This is a genomic window from Pseudoduganella buxea, assembly GCF_009720835.1.
In the GTDB taxonomy this organism is placed as follows: Bacteria; Pseudomonadota; Gammaproteobacteria; order Burkholderiales; family Burkholderiaceae_D; genus Rugamonas; species Rugamonas buxea.
The window spans coordinates 1-19,995 of the sequence record NZ_WNKZ01000071.1 but is presented as its reverse complement, the minus strand read 5'-3'; the positions used below and the strand labels follow the sequence as shown (position 1 = coordinate 19,995).

Annotated in this window: 13 protein-coding genes and 1 pseudogene; all 14 read right to left on the bottom strand. The window is 65.3% G+C overall.

Annotated elements, in window-relative coordinates:
* Nucleotides 1-22 precede the first annotated feature (22 nt).
* Complete coding sequence (locus tag GM672_RS20380) at nt 23-1,063, bottom strand: arabinan endo-1,5-alpha-L-arabinosidase (RefSeq protein WP_229417845.1); 1,041 nt, start codon at nt 1,061-1,063, stop codon at nt 23-25.
* 13 nt (nt 1,064-1,076) lie between these two features.
* Nucleotides 1,077-2,624: a glycoside hydrolase family 43 protein gene (locus GM672_RS20375; protein WP_155472373.1), complete on the bottom strand. Its 1,548-nt coding sequence runs from the start codon at nt 2,622-2,624 to the stop codon at nt 1,077-1,079.
* Between the two features lie 3 nt (nt 2,625-2,627).
* Complete coding sequence (locus GM672_RS20370; RefSeq protein WP_155472372.1) at nt 2,628-4,172, bottom strand: alpha-N-arabinofuranosidase; 1,545 nt, start codon at nt 4,170-4,172, stop codon at nt 2,628-2,630.
* A 58-nt stretch (nt 4,173-4,230) separates the two neighbouring features.
* Complete coding sequence (locus GM672_RS20365; RefSeq protein WP_155472371.1) at nt 4,231-6,147, bottom strand: glycoside hydrolase family 97 protein; 1,917 nt, start codon at nt 6,145-6,147, stop codon at nt 4,231-4,233.
* A gap of 129 nt (nt 6,148-6,276) precedes the next feature.
* On the bottom strand, nt 6,277-7,044 hold the full coding sequence (locus GM672_RS20360) for an SDR family NAD(P)-dependent oxidoreductase (protein WP_155472370.1): 768 nt from the start codon (nt 7,042-7,044) through the stop codon (nt 6,277-6,279).
* Nucleotides 7,045-7,078: 34 nt separating this feature from the next.
* Complete coding sequence (locus tag GM672_RS20355) at nt 7,079-8,662, bottom strand: aldehyde dehydrogenase (NADP(+)) (RefSeq protein ID WP_155472369.1); 1,584 nt, start codon at nt 8,660-8,662, stop codon at nt 7,079-7,081.
* On the bottom strand, nt 8,659-9,636 hold the full coding sequence (araD1, locus tag GM672_RS20350; protein ID WP_155472368.1) for an AraD1 family protein: 978 nt from the start codon (nt 9,634-9,636) through the stop codon (nt 8,659-8,661). Before araD1 ends, GM672_RS20355 begins: the two co-directional genes overlap by 4 nt.
* A gap of 70 nt (nt 9,637-9,706) precedes the next feature.
* The gene (locus GM672_RS20345) at nt 9,707-11,449 is read right to left on the bottom strand and encodes an IlvD/Edd family dehydratase (protein ID WP_155472367.1); all 1,743 of its coding nucleotides are present in this window, start codon (nt 11,447-11,449) and stop codon (nt 9,707-9,709) included.
* A gap of 214 nt (nt 11,450-11,663) precedes the next feature.
* The gene (locus GM672_RS20340; RefSeq protein WP_155472366.1) at nt 11,664-12,665 is read right to left on the bottom strand and encodes a glycoside hydrolase family 43 protein; all 1,002 of its coding nucleotides are present in this window, start codon (nt 12,663-12,665) and stop codon (nt 11,664-11,666) included.
* A gap of 67 nt (nt 12,666-12,732) precedes the next feature.
* Nucleotides 12,733-13,794: an aldose epimerase family protein gene (locus GM672_RS20335; RefSeq protein ID WP_155472365.1), complete on the bottom strand. Its 1,062-nt coding sequence runs from the start codon at nt 13,792-13,794 to the stop codon at nt 12,733-12,735.
* 76 nt (nt 13,795-13,870) lie between these two features.
* Nucleotides 13,871-14,830 (bottom strand): glycoside hydrolase family 43 protein, encoded by a 960-nt coding sequence (locus GM672_RS20330; protein ID WP_155472364.1) that lies wholly within the window; start codon nt 14,828-14,830, stop codon nt 13,871-13,873.
* 19 nt (nt 14,831-14,849) lie between these two features.
* Nucleotides 14,850-16,196 carry an MFS transporter gene (locus tag GM672_RS20325; protein WP_155472363.1) on the bottom strand — a complete coding sequence of 449 codons (1,347 nt, stop codon included), beginning with the start codon at nt 16,194-16,196 and terminating at the stop codon, nt 14,850-14,852.
* Between the two features lie 99 nt (nt 16,197-16,295).
* Entirely contained in the window at nt 16,296-18,950 is a 2,655-nt protein-coding gene (locus GM672_RS20320; RefSeq protein ID WP_155472362.1) for a TonB-dependent receptor, read from the bottom strand.
* A gap of 174 nt (nt 18,951-19,124) precedes the next feature.
* Nucleotides 19,125-19,995: pseudogene (locus GM672_RS28410) on the bottom strand (hypothetical protein); the annotation flags it as partial.

The following is a 19,995-nucleotide window of genomic DNA, read 5'->3' as shown; positions in this document are numbered from 1 at the left end:
GGACACGAACCCGGCCGTGGGCTTATCTGGTGGCAGGGGGCAGCAAGGTGCTCTGGTAGCTGTTCAGCTGCTTCGGGTCGACCACGGGCCAGCCGGCTGCGTCCCACTTGATGTCGAGGACTTTCAGCTTCTGCTGGTACTTGTCGGCCGTTTCGTAGGCGTGCAGGACCAGCATGTCCTTGCCGCCGAAGGTGTAGGCGCTGTTGTGGCCCAGGCCGACCCAGTCCTTGTCGCCCCGGATGACGAGCGAGCCGCCGCCCTTGGCCATGTCCTTGCCGTCCCTGTCCAGGTAGGGGCCGATGGCGTCGCGCGCACGACCGACCACCACGTGATAGGTGCTCTTCTCCTTCTGGCAGCACAGGCCCCACGACGCGAACAGGTAGTACCAGTCGCCCTTCTTGAAGATGAAGGGCGCCTCGATCTCGGCGGGACCGGCCTCGTTGTCCGGCGTGAACGGGGGCCGTTCGCGGGCGGCGATGGTGCGCCACTGCTGCGGCTCGGCCAGGCGCGTGCGGTCGTCGTTCAACTTGACCAGTTTCAGGCCGCCCCAGAACGAGCCGAACGACATCCAGCCGTTGCCGGCCTTGTCCTCGACGACATGCGAGTCGATCGCATTCCAGGCGTCGCGGCCGGGTACCGACTGCAGCACCATGCCCTGGTCCTCCCACTTGTAGTCGGGCGACCGGGGATCGAGCGTCTTGTTGACGGTGACGCCGATGCCGGACGTGTTCTTGCCGAAGCCCGACACCGAGTAATACAGGTAGTACCTGCCCCGGTGCTTCTGCACGTCCGGCGCCCAGATATGGCCGTCGAATGTCGGTGCGGCGTTCTTCGCCCACGCGGGCTCGCCGGCGAAGACGCGCCCTTCCGGCGTCCACGCCCGCATGTCGCGCGAGCTGTAGAAGGTAATGCCCGGCCCCGTGCTGAACAGGTAGTACTTGCTGCCATCCTGCGCCATCACGGGGTCGTGCACGCCCACCTGCACCGCCTGCGCCGCAGGCAGTGCACCCAACAGGCCGGCGGCCACCATCAGCGCGCCGGCATTTTTCTTGAAACAGTTCATCTGGATCGATTCCTCAGTTACCCGTGCGGGCGCCCCACAGCGACACGCCGTCCGCATTCTGCGCCGTGAACGTCACGGTAAACGCATTGGCATTGCTGTTCCACTGGCGCGACAGCACGCCGCTGTAGACAGCCTTCGTGCCCTCCACCGTCAGGCTGATGTTATTGCCGCCGCGGTAGGACCACAAGCCCTTGACGGCACCGGTGACACGCCCGTTCGACGACAGCTTGACGACCTGCGACGGCTTGATCGCGGCCGAGATGTCCTTGCCGTGATTGACCATCTTGTACGTACCGGCCACTTCGGTCGCCGCCACGATGGCGCTCTTGGGCGTGCCACCCACGGGCGCGCTCTTCGACAGCGGCACGTAGCGGAACGGCGCCACCACGGGCCAGCCGTCCTCGTTGATGAACATCTCGTGCACGCGCACCTGGTGGAAGTCGCCCATGCCGGGGAAGCGCGTGTGGAAGATCAGGAAGTACTGCTTCTTCACGGGGTCGTAGTAGCTGCTGTTGTGGCCCGCCGAGACGTAGCCCAGCGGTGTGCCCGTTTCGCCGGCCGCCAGCGCGAACTGGTGGTTCCCCAGCAGCTTCTGGCCGTGCGGCGCGATGCTGGCGTCGTCGAACAGCGGCAGCGCCGGGTTGGACTTGACGGTCGCCATGTCCGTGCCCTTGCCGTCCACGTAAGGACCGTCGGGATTGCGCGAACGCGCCACCCGCATATTGTAGGCGCCGTTGGCGTCCAGCCCGCCGAAGGACGTGAACATGTAGTAGTAGCCGGACTGCGGGCTGTACTGCACGTACGCGCCTTCGATGCGGGCGTGGTTCCCGCCCAGCAGGTGCTTGCCGTAGCCCTGGTTCGGCAGCGGCATGCCCGTGGCCGGGTCCATCGCCAGGATGAAGATGCCGCCGGAGTAGGAACCGTAGATCATCCACAGCTTGCCTTCCTTGTCGCGGAAGACGTTCGGGTCGACCGTGTTCGGGTGCTTCGTCGCGTCGTAGATGGTGCCGTCCGCGCCCGCCTCGCCCCACATGCCGGACTTGAGCAGCACGGCCTTGTTGACATACGGGCCGTCGATCTTGTCGGCCACGGCGATGCCCAGCGCCGAACGGGGCGAGTCGCCCTTGCAGGCGTTGTAATACATATAGTACTTGCCGTCGTCCAGGCGGATCACGTCCGGGGCCCACAGGGTATTGGTCTGCGCCCAGCCCAGCGTTTCGGCCAGCTGGGTGAACACGTTCGGGATCAGGGGATTGGCCGCGTTGACGCCATCGGCAATGCCCGTCCAGTTCATCATATCCGTGCTCTTGGCCGCAGCCAGGTGGGAGCCGAACACGTAGAAAGTGCCGTTATCCACCACGACAGAGGGATCGTGCACGCCCACCTCCGTGAACGTCACGGCCTGCTGCTCCGGCGCGCCGCCGGAGACTACGCCCGCTGCCGTCACGGCGCCCGATTTCGCCGCCGACGTGCTGCCGGCACCATCGTCGCCACCGCCACAGGCGGACAGGGACACCACGCCGGCCAATGCCAGCGCCTTCATCATCATCGAATTGTTCATGGCTTACTCCACGGCGGTCACGACAACGGATTTGGCGGGCAGCTGGACAGTCAGCTTGCCGCCGCTGGCCTGGGCCGAGAACGGCACAGGCTTGACGGCTTCGGGCGCGGCGAAGGTGTTGTGCGCATCCATCGCGGCGGCCGTCAGCAGCTGGCCGGTGGCCTTGCCGGCACCCATGCCCGATACATTGACGGTGACGTCGACCGGCTTGTTCGGGTCCGTGTTGACGAGGGCCAGGTAGACCTTGCCGTCCTTGCCGCGTGCGGCCGAGGCGCTGACCTGCGGTACGCTGGTCTTGCCGATGCCGTACTTGCCGTTGTTCTTGATGGCCACCGGCAGCGACGTCGCGTCCTGGAACGGCACGTACATGCGGAAGGCGTGGTAGGTCGGCGTCAGGATCATGCGGTTCTTGTCCGTCAGGATCATCGCCTGCAGCACGTTGACCATCTGGGCGATGTTCGTCATGCGCACGCGTTCGGCGTGGTCGTGGAAGATATTGAAGTTCAGCGCCGCGACGACGGCATCGCGCAGGCTGTTCTGCTGGTACAGGAAGCCCGTATTGGTGCCCGGCTCGACGTCGTACCACGTGCCCCACTCATCGACGAACAGGCCGACTTTCTTGGCCGGATCGTTCTTGTCCATCAGCTTGACGTTCTTGCGAATCAGGCCGTCCATCGCCATCGTGTTCTTCATCGTCGACAGCCACTGGTCTTCCTTGAAGCCCGTGGCGGCTCCCTTCACTTCCCACTTGCCCGTCGGGATGGTGTAGTAGTGGAAGCTGACGCCGTCGATGTTCTGCTTGATCTGCTTGGTCAGCACGTCGGTCCAGCGGATGTCGTTGTCATGGCCGCCGCTGGCGATGAACTTCGGCTTCGCATTCGGCGGCGTGCGGACGAACGCGGCGGCGTTGCGGTACAGGTTCGCGTAGTGCTCCGGCGTCATGTTGCCGCCGCAGCCCCAGGCCTCGTTCCCGATGGCGAAGTAGTCCAGCTTCCATGGCTTGTCGCGGCCGTTCTTGCGGCGCAGTTCGGCCAGCGTGGATTTGCTGTCCGACGTCATGTACTCAACCCATTCCGACATTTCCTGGTTCGTGCCGGTGCCCAGATTGCCGTTGACGTAGACCTCCGCGCCCAGCAGCTCGGCCAGGTCGAAGAACTCGTGCGTGCCAACGGCGTTGTTCTCTTCCACGCCACCCCAGTTGGTATTGACCTTGACGGGACGCTTGTCGCGCGGGCCGATGCCGTCCTTCCAATGGTACTCGTCGGCGAAGCAGCCGCCCGGCCAGCGCACCAGCGGCACGTGCAGTTCCTTCAGCGCGCCCAGTACGTCGTTGCGCCAGCCCTTGGTGTTCGGGATCGGCGATTCGGGGCCGACCCACATGCCCTCGTAGATGCCGGTGCCCAGGTGTTCGGCGAACTGGCCGTAGATATTCTTGTTGATGACGGGACCGGCCTTGGCCGCGTCGATCGTGACGGATACCTGCGCGAACGCGGTACCGCAGGCGGCCAGGCTGATGGCCAGGATAGTGCGCTGTATGGTGTGCTTCATGTGCTTCGTCTCCTTTTTTATTTGAATACCGGGTACTGCCTGAACTGACTGATCTGATCTAGTTGAATACGGCGACAAAGCCGCTCTTGGCCTTGACCTTGATGCCGACCGACTTGCCGGCGCTCAGGGCGGCCTTGCTGAATTGCCGCTCGCCGGCGCCGTCCGTGACGAGTTGCCCTGCCCCCTGGATGAAGGACAGGTCCAGCGCCAAAGCCTGCTCCGTGTCCTGGGCGTTGATGCCCGCCACGTACCAGCTGTTGCCGGCCTTGCGGGCGATGACGGCATACTGGCCCGGCACGCCGGCGATGAAACGGCTGTCGTCCCAGCTGCGCGGCAGGTCCCTCAGCAAGGCCTTGACGTATTCCGGCACGGGGGCCATGCCCTGCGGGATCTCGGCAAAGTGCTGGATGCCCGATACGAACAGCACCGACTCGGCCAGCTCGAAGCCGTTGCGCGTGGTGCGCCTGATCTTCGGGATGTCGCCGAAGGCCAACGGCGTGAAGTCCATCGGGTCGAACAGGTTGCGCGTGAACGGCAGCATGGCCGCATGCGGTGCGATGGCGTCCTGGTCTTCCTGCGTGAAGGTGGTGAACTCGAATCCGCGCACGGCTTCGGCCGTCAGCAGGTTGGGCCACGTGCGCGACCAGCCGCGCGGCAAGGTCGCACCATGGAAGTTCACCAGCAGTTGCGCGTCATACGCGTCCTTCAGGATCTCCGTGTAGTAGCGGATCATCGACTGGCCGTCGCCGCCGAAAAAGTCGACCTTGATGCCCTTCACGCCCATTTCGCGCAGGCGCTTGAACTCGGCCACGCGGCTCTCATGCGTCAGCATGCGGTCGCGCGGCGTCATGTCGGTGTCGTTCCAGGCGCCGGCCGAGTTGTACCAGGCCAGCAGGCCGATATTCTTCGACGTGGCGTACGTGGCCAGCGCCTTCAGCTTGTCGTAGCCGATCTTCTTGTCCCAATAGGCGTCGACCAGTGTGTAGTCCCACTTCATGGCCGCCGCGTAGTCGATGAACTGCTTTTGCGTGTCGAAGTTGGTGAAGTCGTCCTTCAGGATGGCCCAGCTCCACGACGAGTGGCCCGGCTTGACCCAGGCGGGAATCTGGGCGGGCGCGGGCGCGGCCAGGTCGGTGCCGAGGGTCGAATCCACGACAGTGGCAAGCGAGCCGATGGCCAGCACGCGCCACGGCGTCGTCATGCTGCCCTGGCTCGACGCCAGCAGGGCGCCGTTGGTGTACGTCTCTTCCGGCGCCGGGCCGCCGATGCGGTAGACACCACCAGGGGAGTCGGCCTGCAGGCGCGACGCGTGGAAGCTGCCGTCCATGCCCGCTTCCGTCAGCGCAACCCACGTGTCGCCCGTGCGGAACAGGGCCGGGAACACCCAGCCGGCCGCCAGCGGCGAGGCGGTGCCGACGGGGATGTCCATGCGGTAGTGCTCCTCGTACGAAGGGTTGGTACGCTGGTAGCCGGTCTTGGCCACCGACATCGGCTGCAGCCACGCCTTCGATCCGGCCGGCAGCGCGAACGTCGTCGCCTCCGTGCGGAAGGCCAGCTTGTCGCCGCTGGCCTGGTAGCGGAACGCCACGCCGTCGTTGGACACGCGGAACGTCACGGCCAGCGCCTGCCTGGCCGGATTGACGTAGCGCCAGGTGCGCTCGTTGGCGGCATAGCTGACGTGGCGGCGCTTGCCGGAGACCAGTTCGTAGTTGTCCGTGACGCGCTGCGGAGCCGTGCTGCCTTCCGGCGTCAGCTTCGACGCCAGGTCGGCGCCGTCGAAGACGAGGCCCAGGGCGGAGCCGCCCAGCACGGGCTTGCCGTCGCGGCTGATGCCGTAGGTGATAGTGCCGTTGTCGGCGCTGGCGACAGTGACGGCCAGCTTGCCGTCCGGGCTGGCGACGGTGTCGGCCGGCTGGGCCAGGGCGAAGGGTGTGGCGGCCCAGGCGGCCACGCCGAGAATGCGGATCAGATTCATAGTCGTAACGGTGAAAGCGCCGCGCGGTCGAAAACCACCGGCGGCGTACAGCGAACGGAAACTACGGATGGGCCCGTGTCCACCGGCGGGTCTGACCCCACGGTGGACACGGGCTGAACTGCATGCGGCTTAGACCCAGCCGGCGTCCACGATGAATTCCTGGCCCGTGCACATGGCGCTGTCGTCGGCGCCCAGGAACAGGATCATCGACGCCACGTGCTCGGGCATCAGCTTGCCCGGCAGGCATTGCGCCTTCTTGATTTCCACTTCGGCCGCGTCGTCGACCCACAGGTCGATCTGGCGCTGCGTCATGACCCAGCCTGGCGTCACGGTATTGACGCGGATGCCGTAGGGGCCGAAATCGCGCGCCAGGCAGCGCGTCAGGCCGATGACGGCGGCCTTGGTGGTGCCGTAGACGGGGTAGCCACCGTTCTTGGCGTGCCAGGACATCGAGCTGATGTTGATGATCGAGCCGCCGCCCTTTGCCTTCATGCCGGCCAGGACCGACTGGCAGGTGAAGAACATGGGGCGCTGGTTGATGGCGATGCGCTCGTTCCAGTATTCCAGCGTGACCTCTTCCGGCTTGTGGCGCTGGTCGTTGGCGGCGTTGTTGACGAGGATGTCGAAGTCGCCCACCTGCGCCGCCAGTTCGGCAATGGCGGCCTGCAGCGCCGGGATGTCGGTGATGTCGCAGTAGCGGTACACGGGGGCCGGGTGGCCGGCCGCCTTGATGCGCTCGACCAGCGCCAGGCTGGCCTCCTGCGCGATGTCCACGAAGGCGACGATCGCGCCCTGCTGCGCGTACGTCTCGACGATGGCTTCACCGATGCCGGTGCCGCCGCCCGTGACGAATACGCGCTTGCCGCGCAGGCTGCCGAACTTGGCCAACTCAGTCATAGTGTCTCCCTTATTGATTTTTTGATTTTACCGTTCAAGCCTTGCCCAGCACACCATCGGTGCGGCGCCAGATGCCCTGCGGGTTCCCGTCGCGCAGCACTTCCGGCAGCAGCGCCTGCGGCAGGTTCTGGTAGCAGACCGGGCGCAGGAAGCGCGTGATCGCCGCCGTGCCCACGGACGTGCTGCGGCCATCCGCCGTGGCCGGGAACGGGCCGCCGTGCACCATGGCCGTCGATACCTCGACGCCGGTCGGGAAGCCGTTGGCCAGGATGCGGCCGACCTTGCGCTCCAGCGCCGGCAGCAGTTCGCGCGCGGCGTCGATATCGCTGTCCTCGAGCTGCAGGGTGGCCGTCAGCTGGCCTTCCAGGTGCTCGGTGACGGCGCGCATCTCGGCGACGTCCTTGCAGGCCACCAGCAGCGAAGCGGGACCGAACACTTCACCGTGCAGTGCCTGCTCGGTCAGGAACGAGGCGGCCGTGGTGGCGAACAGCGCCGGGGCGCCGCGACCTTCTTCCTGCGCAGCCAGGGCCAAGGTCTTCACGCAGCCTTGACCGGCCAGGGTCTGGATGCCTTCCTGGTAGCTGCCGGCGATGCCTGGCGTGAGCATCGGCGCGCCGGGCACGCTTTCCAGCGCGGCCGCCGCCGATTTGGCGAAGGCGTCGAATTCCGGGCCGGCGATGCCCAGCACGAGGCCGGGATTGGTGCAGAACTGGCCCACGCCCATCGTCAGCGACTGGGCGAACTGCTGGGCGATCTGCTCGCCGCGGGCGGCCATCGCGCCCGGCAGCAGGAACACGGGATTGATGCTGCTCATTTCCGCGTACACGGGAATCGGCTGCGGACGGCCCGCCGCGACGGCCATCAGGGCCGTGCCGCCGCCGCGCGAGCCGGTGAAACCGACCGCCTGGATGGCCGGATGGGCCACCAGGCCCTGGCCGATATGGCGGCCCGTGCCCGTCAGCAGTGCGAACACGCCGGCCGGCAGCTTGCACATCTCGACCGCCTTGACAACGGCGCGTGCCACCAGCTCGGACGTGCCCGGGTGCGCGGAGTGCGCCTTCAGCACGACGGGGCAGCCGGCCGCGAAGGCCGATGCCGTGTCGCCGCCCGCCACAGAGAAGGCCAGCGGGAAGTTCGACGCCGCGAACACGGCGACCGGGCCCAGGCCGATCATGCGCAGACGCAGGTCCGGCCGTGGCGGGGTGCGTTCCGGCAGCGGGCTGTCGATGCGCACGTCGGCCCACGAGCCTTCGCGCAGCAGCTCGGCGAACAACTTGAGCTGATTGACGGTGCGGCTACGCTCGCCTTCGATGCGCACGCGCGGCAGGCCCGACTCCATCGACGCGCGCTGCACCAGCTCGTCGCCCAGGGCGAGGATCTGCTCGCCCACGGTTTCCAGGAAGCGCGCGCGTTCTTCGTTCGACGTGGCGCGGAAGGTGTCGAATGCCTCGGCCGCCAGGCGGCAGGCCTGGTCGATCTGTTCTTCGTCGACCGCGTAGAAGGCCGGTTCCAGCTGTTCGCGCTTGCTCGGGTCGAAGGCCTTGAAGTGGTTGCCAGTGCCCTTGACGGCGACGCCGCCGATCAGCGCTTCGCCGGTGATGTTGACTTGGTTGCTCATAATGCGGTTACCTGTGCGACGTTGGTTTCAATGACGGTCAGCGTGTTGCGCAGTGCCGGGCCGAATGCGGGGGCTTCGATCTCGAAGGTTTCGCCTGGCGCCACCTGGACGTTGTCGGCAAAGCTCAGGGTGGCGGTGCCGAAGAAGTGCACGTGCACGTCGCCGGGACGCTTGAACAGGTCGTACTTGAAGTGGTGGTGTTCCAGGTTGGCGATGGTGTGCGACATGTTCTTTTCGCCACTGACAAAGGCCTTCTCCCAACGCACCTTGCCGCCGGCATCCAGGACGCGCGAGACGCCGTCGATATGGTCGGGCAGCTCGCCCACCAGCAGGGCCGGGCCGACGCCGCACACGCGCAGCTTCGAGTGGGCCAGGTACAGGTAGTTCTGGCGTTCCGTCACGTGGTCGGAGAATTCATTGCCGATGGCGTAGCCGACGCGGTAAGGCTGGCCGTCGTCGCCGATCACGTACAGGCCGGCGATCTCCGGCTCTTCGCCGCCGTCCAGCGCAAAGTCGGGCATGGCCAGGGTCTGGCCGCTGGCGGCGACGATCGAGCCGTCGCCCTTGTAGAACCATTCCGGCTGGGCGCCGGCCGTGCCGGCAGCAGGCTTGCCGCCTTCGACGCCGAGGCGGAACATCTTCATCGAGTCCGACAGGGTCTCGACGTCGCCGCCGATCTTCTTGTGCATGGCATCGCGTGCGTCCGCGCTGCCCAGGTGGGTCAGGCCCGTGCCCGTGACGTAGCAGTGGGCCGGGTCTTCGTGGTCCAGCGGCGGCAGCGGCGTGACGTCGGCAAAAGCAAAGGTAGTGGCGCCGGCGGAGGCCTGGGCCAGTTCGGCCAGCTTGTGCTTGCCGCGAATGGCCGCCTGGGCCAGCGCGTAGGTGGTGGTGTAGCCGTCGATGACGCGGATGGTGTCCTGCTCCAGGATGCCGACGTGGCGGCTGTCGCCGGACTTGAATTGAACTAGCAGCATGCTATCTCCTTGAAGGCATGCGACACGACCGGGCGCGCTGGCCAGGTCGTGTCGCTGTCGTTCTTCTGAATTAGTGGGAATGCTTCGGCACTGCGGAACCGCGCATGCCGACGAGGAAGTCGAAGTCGCAGCCCTGGTCGGCCTGCAGCACGTGGTCGATATACAGCTGCTGGTAGCCCGACTTGGCACCCGCCACCTGCGTCTCGGCCCGGTCGGCCAGGCGCTGGCGCATCTCTTCTTCCGAGATTTCCAGGTCCAGCTTGCCGCCGGCGCAGTCCAGCGAGATCATGTCGCCGTCCTTGACGATGCCCAGCGGGCCGCCGGCCATGGCTTCCGGCGCCACGTGCAGCACGACGGTGCCGTAGGCGGTACCGCTCATGCGCGCATCCGAGATGCGCACCATGTCCTTGATGCCCTTGGCCAGGATCTTCGGCGGCAGGCCCATATTGCCCACTTCCGCCATGCCCGGGTAGCCTTTCGGGCCGCAGTTCTTCATCACCAGCACGCAGTTTTCGTCGACGTCCAGGTCCGGGTCGAGGATGCGGGTCTTGTAGTGGTCGAAGTCCTCGAATACGATGGCGCGGCCACGGTGCTGCATCAGGTGCGGCGACGCGGCCGAAGGCTTCAGCACGGCGCCACGTGGCGCCAGGTTGCCGCGCAGGATGCAGATGCCGCCGTCCTTGATCAAGGGGTTGTCGATCGGGCGAATCACTTCCTCGTCGTAGATCGGTGCATCCAGGTTGTTTTCCCAGATGGTCTTGCCGTTGACGGTCAATGCGTCCTTGTGCGGCAGCAGGTCGTTCTCGCCCAGGCGGCGCAGCACACCCGGCAGGCCGCCGGCGTAGTAGAACTCTTCCATCAGGAAGCGGCCCGACGGCAGCAGGTCGACGACGGTCGGCGTGCCGCGGCCGACGCGGGTCCAGTCTTCCAGTTCCAGGTCGACGCCGATACGGCCGGCGATGGCCTTCAGGTGGATGACGGCGTTGGTCGAACCGCCGATGGCGGCATTGACGCGGATGGCGTTCTCGAAGGCTTCGCGGGTCAGGATCTTGGACAGGCGCAGGTCTTCCCACACCATGTCGACGATGCGCATGCCCGACATGTGGGCCAGCACGTAGCGGCGCGCGTCGACGGCGGGAATGGCGGCGTTGTGCGGCAGCGACGTGCCCAGTGCCTCGGCCATGCAGGCCATCGTGGAGGCGGTGCCCATCGTGTTGCAGGTACCGGCCGAACGGGAGTGGCCCGCTTCGGCGGCGAGGAAGTCGTGCATCGTGATTTCGCCGGCCTTGACCTGCTCGTGCAGCTGCCACACGGCCGTGCCGGAGCCGATGCTCTTGCCGTTCAGCTTACCGTTCAGCATCGGGCCGCCGGTGACGACGATGGCGGGAATGTCGCAGGACGCGGCGCCCATCAGCAGCGCGGGGGTGGTCTTGTCGCAGCCGACCAGCAGCACGACGGCATCCATCGGGTTGCCGCGGATCGATTCCTCGACGTCCATCGACGCCAGGTTACGGGTCAGCATGGCGGTGGGACGCAGGTTCGATTCGCCGCTGGAGAACACGGGGAACTCGACGGGCCAGCCGCCCGCTTCGATGATGCCCTTCTTGACGTGTTCGGCGATCTTGCGGAAGTGGGCGTTGCAGGGGGTCAGTTCCGACCAGGTGTTGCAGATGCCGATAATGGGCTTGCCCTGGAATTCATGGTCCGGAATGCCCTGGTTCTTCATCCAGCTGCGGTACATGAAACCGTTCTTGTCCTGCGTGCCGAACCATTCGGCCGAGCGCAGTTTTACATTTTTCTTTGTCTCTGACATGCATTCCTCCATGTTGTTCTGGGCCCGGTGCCATGACTATCCTCACCGGACTGCGATGAAAGCATGTTAGAGAATGCAACGATATCTTTCCAATGAATAAAAATTCAGCTGCGATAACAAAAAAGATATCGGACAGCGAAAGTTTCCAGAAAAATGGGGACAGACCCCATTTTTCGAGCAATCTTTCTTCTAAACAGGGGACTGTCCCCGGTTTTTACTTGTTGTCGGAGACAGGTTGGCCGAAATCCGGGCTGCCATCGGGCCGCCAGCGGATGATTTGCGCGCGCGTGTGCCGGTTCGGGTCGTGCAGCGAGTCGCCCGGAATGTCGCGGTAGTTGCGTGCGTGGTACACGAGGATGCGCTGTTTGCCGTCGCGTGTCGTCGTGAACGAGTTGTGGCCGGGGCCGTACTGGCCGGTGGCCTCGCTGCTGGCGAAGACAGGAACGGGCGACTTGGTCCAGGACGACTTGTCCAGCAGGTTCGCGCCCTCCTTCGCCGTCAGCATGCCCAGCGCGTAGTTCGCGTCCGTCGCACTGGCGGAATACGTCAGGAAGACGCGGCCGTTCTTGACCAGCGCGGCCGGCGCCTCGTTGACGTCGAACTTGATGCGCTCCCACGGGTATTCCGGCAGGGTCAGCAAGGTGGCCGGGCCGGCAATGGCCGTGGGCGACGCCATCTTCGCGATATAGATGCCGGTGACGTGCTTGTCCGTTGTGGGCGGGCGCTGCGTCCATGCCAGGTAGCGCTGCCCGTGCACGGCGAACGTGGTAGCGTCCAGCGCGAACGACTCCCAGCCCGTGTCGAGCTGGCCCCGCTCGGTCCACTGCCCCTGCAGCGGGTTGGCGGCAGGGTTTTCCAGCACGTACAGGCGAATATCCAGCGGCGCCTCATGCCGGCCTGCCGTGAAGTACAGGTACCATTTGCCGTCGATGCGGTGCAGCTCCGGGGCCCAGATGTTCGCGCTCATCGGCCCGCCCGCGTGCCTGCGCCACACCGTTTGCGCCTTGGCCTTGCCCAGTGCATCCAGCGAGCGGGCCCGGCGCAGTTCGATGCGGTCGTACTCGGGCACGGTGGCCGTGAAGTAGTACCAGCCGTCCGTGTGCAGGGTGACGTGGGGGTCGGCCCGCTGTTGCACGAGGGGGTTGTCGAAGGCGAGTGCGTCCGTGCCCAGCGCGGACAACAGCAGGATGGCGGCAAGGGAGGAATACAGTTTCATGGTCGGGCAGTGGCGTAAAAAAACCGGCCGGGCCGCTCAGGCGGACCGGCCGGTTTCGATGCAGTTCTCAGGCCTGGGTCGTGAAGCGGTACAGCGAGCGCGTCGCGTACACCTCGCCGGGGCGCAGGATGGTGTTGGGGAACTCGGGCCGGTTGGGCGAATCCGGGTAGTGCTGCGGCTCCAGGCAGACGGCTTCGCGGTGGCCGTAGGTCCAGCCCTTGCCGGACAGGCTGCCGTCGAGGAAATTACCGCTGTAGAACTGCACACCGGGTTCCTGCGTGTACAGCTCCAGCACGCGGCCCGAACCGGGATCGCGCAAGGTCGCCGCCAGGGTCAGCACATTCGATTCCGCCTTGTTCAGCACGAAGTTGTGATCGTAACCCAGGCCGTTCTTCAGCTGCGCGTCGTCCGCATCGATGGCCTGGCCGATCTTGCGTGGCTGGCGGAAGTCGAACGGCGTGTACTCCACCGGTGCCAGGTGGCCCAGCGGGATCGAGTTCTCGTCGATAGGCGTGTAGCGGTCGGCATTGATGACCAGCTCGTGGCCCAGTATCGAGCCCTTGCCGGCCAGGTTGAAGTAGGCGTGCTGGGTCAGGTTGATGGGCGTGGCCTGGTCCGTCGTCGCGTGGTATTTGACGAGCAGCTCATTGGCGTCGTTCAGCTCGTACGTGACCGTCACCTCCAGGTTGCCGGGATAACCCTGGTCGCCGTCCGGACTCGTGTGCGTCAGTTTCAGGCCGATGGACAGGTCCCCCACCAGCGGCACGACATGCCAGACCACCTTGTGGAAGCCATCCGTGCCGCCATGCAGGTGGTTCGGGCCGTTGTTGACGTCCAGCTGGACCGTGCGGCCGTCGAGCTGGAAGCGCCCGCCACTGATGCGGTTGCCGTAGCGGCCGATCAGCGCGCCGAAGTACGGCGAGTCGCTGAAATACGGCTCCGGTTCATCGAAGCCGAAGGTGATGTCGGCCAGGTTGCCGTGGCGGTCCGGCACATGCATTTCCGTGATGATGCCGCCGTAGTTGGTGATCTTGACGACCATGCCGCTGCGGTTGCGCAGGGTGTAGAGGCTCAGCGGGGTGCCGTCCGGCGCCTGGCCGAACGGTTCCTGTTCTATGGAGAGTTCCATTCGTTTCCGTATCTTGTTCTGTGCACCGGTGCCGCAGGCCATGCCCGCGGCCACCAGCGGGCCCACTTGAAAACCGCTAGGCGATCGATGGGCGGCCGAAGTCGGGCATGCCGTCTGCGTTCCAGCGCAGGGGTTTGACGAAGGTATGGCGGTCCGGATTCCACAGCGGATCGCCGACGATTTCAGTATAAGTCCTGGCATGATAGACCAGGAGCACGGTTGAACCGTCTTCGCCGATGGTGAAGCTGTTGTGGCCAGGGCCGTAGATCTTGTGCTCGTAGCACGTTTCCAGCACGGGCTTTTCCGACTTGTGCCACGCGGCCGGGTCCAGCACGTCGGCATTCTCGTCGGCCCACAGCAGGCCCATGGCGTAGTTGTGGTCTGTCGCGCTGGCCGAATAGCTGATGAAGATCCTGCCGTTCTTCTTCAGCACGGACGGGCCTTCGTTGACGAGGAAGCCGCGGCACTCCCAGTCGTATTCCGGTTTGCTCAGCATGACGGGCTTGCCCTTGATCTGCCACGGCGTTTCCATCGGCGCGATGTACAGGTTCGAATTGCCGTCGATGCCCTCTTCCTTCTGCGCCCACAGGTAGTACAGCTGCCCCTTGTGGGTAAAGGTGGTGGCGTCCAGGCAGAAGCTGTCGATGCCCGTATCGACCTGGCCCATGAACTCCCACTGCCCTTCCAGTGGATTGGCATTGGTGTTACGGATGGCGTACATGCGGTGCTGGAACAGCTTGTTCTTGATCTCGCGGCTCGGCGCGGCGGCGAAATACACGTACCAGGCGCCCTGGTTGAAGTGGATCTCCGGCGCCCAGATCAGCTCCGAATAAGGGCCCGTATCCGGCTTGCGCCAGACGTCGCGCGTCTGCGCGCTGGCCAGGCCTTCGATGGTCTTGGCGCGACGCAGTTCGATGCTGTCGTATTGCGGCACCGACGCGGTGAAATAATAATAGCCATCCGTATGACGATAGATAAAGGGATCGGCGCGCTGCTCGATCAGGGGTTTCAGGACTTCTGCCACAGTGTTCTCCATTCTTGCATTTTGCCGGCACTCAGCCGGCCACATAGCCGTGCGTGCGCATCTCGGCCTTCACGGTTCCATAATATTCATCGCTGATCCGGTAACGGAACATCAACAGGCCCATCGCCAGATGGAACACGCCCGGAATCACCGTCAGCATCAGGGCGATGCCGTTCAGGGACTGCTCGCTTTGCGCCACGTTGGCCTGGTAGCCGAAGTGGGTCAGCAGCACGCCGACCAGCATGCCGGCCACGCCCATGCCCGCCTTCTGGCAGACGGAAATGCCGCCGAAGGCGAAGCCCGACACGCGCGTGCCTGTCTTGACCTGGCCGTAGTCGATGGTCTCGGCGATGGCCGACCAGAACACGGGCGCATGCAGGTCGACGATGAACGACAGCAGGAAGTACAGCACGAAGGCCAGCACCATATCGCCCGGCTTGACGAACAGGTAGATGGCCAGGCTGATCAGGGCCACCAGCACCTGCGAATTGCGGAACAGCTTGACCTTGCAGTAGCTTTTCGTGATCCACGTGGACGCGATCATCGACAGGATGGCGGCCGCCACGCCCGTCGACAGGAAGGCCGCTACCACGTCCGTGTCGCCGCCCAGGTAGTACTTGGCATAGTAGATGGCGACGGAGCCGCGCACCACGTAGCCGACCGTGCCGGTCACGCAGGCACCGCACAGGATCAGCCACTGGTCGTTCTTCAGCAGCACCTTCAACTGGCCCAGCAGGGGCTGGCGCTCGACGACGTGGTGCACCCGTTCGGTCGTCGTGAAGAAGCAGAACATGAACAGCACCACGCCCATCAGCGCCATCACGGCCATCGCCGCCTGGTAGCCGACGGCCGGATCGCCGCCGCCCCATTCCTTGGCCAGCACGGGCACGATGATCGTCACCATGAAGGCACCGATCTTGGCGAAGAACAGGCGGTAGCCGTTGGCCGACAGGCGTTCCTTCGGGTCGCTCGTCAGGCCGCTGATCAGCGAGATATACGGAATGCCGACGCCGGCCGTCATCAGGGTCATCAGGATGTAGGTCGAATAGGCCCATACCAGCTTCGCGTCATACGCCCACTCGGGCGTCGTGAAGACGAAGAACACGCTGACACCGTAGGGAACGGCCAGGAACAGCAACCATGGTCGGTAGCGGCCGAAGCGGTTGGTGTAGCGGTCCGTGATCTGGCCCATCACCAGGTCGGCGACGGCGCCGACGATCTTGACGGCCATGAACAGCATGGCCAGGTCCTGCGTGTGCAAGCCGTAGATATCGGTATAGAAGAAGGTAATGATCAGCATCATCGACGAGATCACCACGTTCAGGGCCATGTCGCCCGCACCGAAACCTACTTTTTCCACCGTTGATAATTTTTGCATCACGATCCTCGAGAATGACTGCGGGGCGCGAACCGCAGACCGGCCCGGCGCCCCCCCCCTACTTACGACAACAGCTGAAACATCAGTGCCAACTTCCGGTCAGTTCTTCCAGCGCAGCGCCACGCCGACCGTCCGGTCATAGCGGCGGATATCGCGCGGCAGGTCCGGCACCGAGTGGTAATCCTTGTATTTGAAGTCCGTCAGGTTGGTGCCGTCCACCGTCAGGCTGAGGTTCTTCGTCAGCTTGTACGTCAACGACGCATCCAGCGATTTCATCGGATCGACCACCAGGTCGTACTGGGTGGCGCGGTAGGCGTACTCGGAGACGAAGCGCGAGCGCCAGCTGTAGGCCACGCGTGCCGACCAGTCGCCCCGCTCGTACAGGCCGATCAGGTTGTAGGCCCACTTCGACATGCCGGCGAAGCTGTTCACCTTGCCGTCCGGCTCCGTCAGGCCGCCATGCATGTAGGTGCCGTTCGCTTCCAGGCCGAAGCCGCCCAGCCAGCCGGGCAGCCAGTCGTAGAACTGCTTGTAGGCGATCTCGATGCCTTCGAGCTTGCCGTCCGTCGTGTTGTACGGCCGGCTCACATCATACGTGACGCCGTCGTAGGTTTCCGGCGTCGACTTGCGGCGGATGTAGTTCTTGAATTCGTGCGAGAACACGGTTCCCGTGATGGAGCCGGTCTGGGCGAAGTACCACTCCAGCGACGCATCCATGTTCTTGCTCTCGATCGGCTTCAGGTTCGGGTTGCCCGACGTGCCGGTGGCCAGCGTCGTGTTGCCCGCCTGGTGCAGCACCAGGCCCGGGTTGAAGTCGGCGAAGACGGGACGCTGGGTCGTCTTGGCCCACGTGAAGCGCGACTGCAGGTCGTCGCGGAACTTGGCCCGCAGCGCCACGTTCGGCAGGTAGTCCGTGCTGGAGGTCTTGGTGCTGGCCCCCACCACGGCGTTATTGATCAATGAATTGCCACGCAGGTCCTGTTCCGTGCGCACGGCGCGCAGGCCGATCGAGCCGTCCACCGGCACGGACCACGCGTTGAAGGCGATATCGGCCTTGCCGTAGACGGCCCGGGTCTTCTCGATGTCGGCGTAGTAGGACAGCGGGTCTTCCGGGTTCGGCGTGGTCGAACCGGTAAAGGTCTGGCGCAGGTCGTTGACGTTGTTCAGCAGGTAGCTGGCGCAGGGCACGACGAACGAGGAGATGCCGTAGTTGCCGGCCGTGGCGGGCGAGCCGCAGACGAAGCCGGGAATCGAATTGACCATGACCTGCCTGCTCGAATACGCGCCCGGATGCGTGACGGCGCCTTCGATGCCGTGGATCGATGCCGCCTTGCGCTCGGCGATGCGCACGCCGCCGGAGAACTCGCGGAAGAAGCCCTTGTTGGCCGGCTCGTAGGTGACGTCCGCGCGCCAGTCGGTCGAACTGCCCTCGTCGTGGCTGTGCTGGTCGAAGAACTTCTCCAGGAAGAAGTTCGCGCCGCTGGTGATGTCGCCACCCGGATAATTCAAGGTGCCCGCGCCGTTGGCGATGCTGCCGCTGACGTTTGGCAGGTAGCCGACAATGTCGACGATCGGGTTCGCGTTGCGGAACTTGCTGATGGTACGGGCCAGCTCCGTCTTCACGCGCAGCTGTTCGTTGACGTCCCAGGTGGCGCCGGCGGCGGCCTGCGTCGTGCGCGAGTAGTGACGGCGGCCCTGGGTCGACGTCAGCGTCCACTGGTCGGCGCCGTCCTTGCTGATCGACTGCAGGTAGTTCGTGCCGGGGATCTTCGTGATGGTGGCGCCCTTGTTGAAGGGCAGCTGGCCGACCAGGAAGTTGGTTTCGGCATCGTGTTCGATACGGGTGCTGATCACTTCGGCGAAGGCCTCGATGTCCGCGTTCGGGCGCCATTGCAGCACGCCGTTGCTGGCCCAGCGCTTGCGGTCGCCCGACGTCATCACGCGGCCCAGGGTGTCCGGGCCCGTGATGCCCTGCTCCAGCGACAGCGGCACGCCGACCCAGGCACCTTCGTCCTGGTAGCGGCCGCGCTGGTAGGAATAGCCCACCAGGGCGCCGAATTCGCCGTAGGCGGTCTTCCACCGGTTCGACACCATGCCGGACACCTGCGGATCGGTGGCGCCAGACTTGTCGCGGTTTTCCGCGCGGGTGACGACGCTGGCCGTATAACCCTTGAAATCGAAGGGACGGTTGGTGCGCACGTCGATGACGCCGGCGGTGCCGCCTTCGACCATGTCGACGCCCTGGGATTTATATACGTCCAGGCGCGACAGCATGGTGGTGGGAATATCGGCCAGGAACAGGCTGCGGCTGACGGCGGTGAACATCTCGCGGCCGTTCAGCAGGGTGACGGCGCCGGGCAGGCCGCGGATGACGACGTTGCTGGCCTCGCCCGCCTCGCGGATGATCTGCACGCCCGTGATGCGGCCGAGGATTTCGGCCACGTTCTTGTCGGGGAACTTGCCGATATCGTCGGCGACGATGGAATCGACCACCTGCTCGTTGTTCTGCTTGAAGGCCTGGGCGTTACGGGCGGCGCTGCGCATGCCCGTGACGGTGACGACATTGACATCCTGCCCCGCTGGCGCGGCTGCCGGCGCAGGTGCCGCAGCGATGTCCGCGGCCGGCGTGGCCGCTTCCTGGGCCTTGACCGATGCGCTGCTGAGCAGACCCGCCGCGACCAGCGCGGCAACAGTGACTTTCAAGGTGAAAGATGTGTGTGCAGGCGCGACACGGCCCAAGGGGAAGTGCGTCATGTTGTCTCCGGTATCTTGTAATTATGTGTCCCGAGCAGTTATCAAACTGCTTCCGGTCCTGATATTAGGAGGATGTGCGAATTCAATCCAATAATAATTTCGGCCATTCCGATATGTTTTTTGATATCACAGAGCGGGCCGGAACGCTTGCTTCAGTGATTACCAGCAAGTTTATCAGGGTCGGGACAGCCGGTAGCGCGCCGGGGCGCTGGTGGTATCGACCGTCAGCAGCGAATGGGCCGCCAGTGTCGCCAGGCTGTCGAGGGCCTGTGCGGGCGCGATCCCAATGGCCGACAGCAGTGCGGTGGCGTCGGCCAAGCCGAACCAGGAATGCAGGCTGGCCAGCGCCGCCAGCACCGCGCCGGTACCGGTCGGCAGCAGCGGCTCGGCCCAAGCCAGCGCGGCGTCGAGGCTGCGATGTCGCGGCGGCATGACTGCGTGGCTGGTGCCGCCGCCGAGCGCACGCGCGGCCAGGACGAGCGCCAGCGGGACGCCAAAAGCCTGCCCGATGCCGTCCGCGGCGGCGGCAACAAGCACCCCGGCTCCTTCGTGAGGCGCGTGGTCCAGGAAGAGCTGCATAGCGGCGGCGCCGTCCAGCGGCGGCACCCGCACCACCGTCTCGCCGTCGGCGCGCAGGGTCTGGCGGCTGGTGGCCAGCACGCACAGGCCGGGATGGCACCGCGTCAGCCACTCGGCGGCCGCGCTGACCGCCTCCATATGGTGATCGCAATCGTCCAGCACCAGCAGCAGCGGACCTTCCGGCAGGCCCGCGCCGAGAGTCGGCAGGTCGCGTCCGGCTCCGGGCGCAAGGCGCAATGCCGACGCGATGGCCGGGACGATGCCGCCTGCGCCCATGCCGTCGACATCGACGATGCAGCGGCGCCCCGCCGTGAAGCGCTGCGCCACGGCCAGGGCCAGTGCGGATTTGCCGATGCCTGCCGCCCCCGTCAAGGTAAGGATGGGTGCATCGGCGCAGCGCCGCAGCAGCGCGTCGGCCAGCGTCAGCGGGCACAGCCGCCAGATGGCATAGCTGGTTTGGGCGCGC